Origin of the sequence: Ensifer adhaerens (assembly GCF_002940685.1) — a bacterium.
In the GTDB taxonomy this organism is placed as follows: Bacteria; Pseudomonadota; Alphaproteobacteria; order Rhizobiales; family Rhizobiaceae; genus Ensifer; species Ensifer adhaerens_E.
Window position 1 is genome coordinate 1 of record NZ_PNFP01000074.1, and the last position, 643, is coordinate 643.

The 643-nt window shown below is 35.1% G+C and carries 1 protein-coding gene; it reads right to left on the reverse strand.

Features of this window, described 5'->3' with window-relative positions:
- Positions 1 to 35: 35 nt before the first annotated feature.
- Positions 36 to 643: IS5 family transposase (locus tag C1A35_RS35685; RefSeq protein WP_104668919.1), on the reverse strand; the 608-nt coding region annotated here is incomplete at its 5' end.

Consider the following 643-nt stretch of genomic DNA (forward strand, 5'->3'; position numbering starts at 1 on the left):
TAGGGTCTGTTGACATTTACTGTTCATAATTAAACCTATAAAGGTAGCCATAAAAATATACAGGCTAAGGCAACAGCACTTTGATAATTTCTTTTGAGCTTGTCATATCGAGTAGCTATCCCTCTAAATTGTTTTAATCTACAAAACATATTTTCAACTAAATGCCTGATTTTATATAAATACCAGTCCATATGATCATTGTTCGATTGGCTATTTATTTTCTTTGGTATATTCGCTTTTGTTCCTGTTTTTCTGATCTGCTCACGCAGTGGTTCTGAATCATAGCCTTTATCTGCGCATACCACTTCTGTCTCTTTTAAATCTAATGTTGCTATTAAATCAGGTGCAACTTTGATGTCATGTGTAGTGCCATCGGTAATCATGAAATCAATAGGATTGCCATGTGAATCAACAATCAAATGTATTTTTGAGGAGTTTCCTCCTACACTTTTAGAAATGGATTGATTCGCTATACCGGCAGAATGTTGATGAGCACGTACGTGAGAGCCATCAATAAAAATCCACTCCATATCGGGGCATGATGCTAATAATTTGAATAATCTAAGCAACTTACCGCTGCTTGACAAACGATTAAAACGTTTGAAAATAGAGTTTGATTGACCGAAATAGGAAGGAATATCTC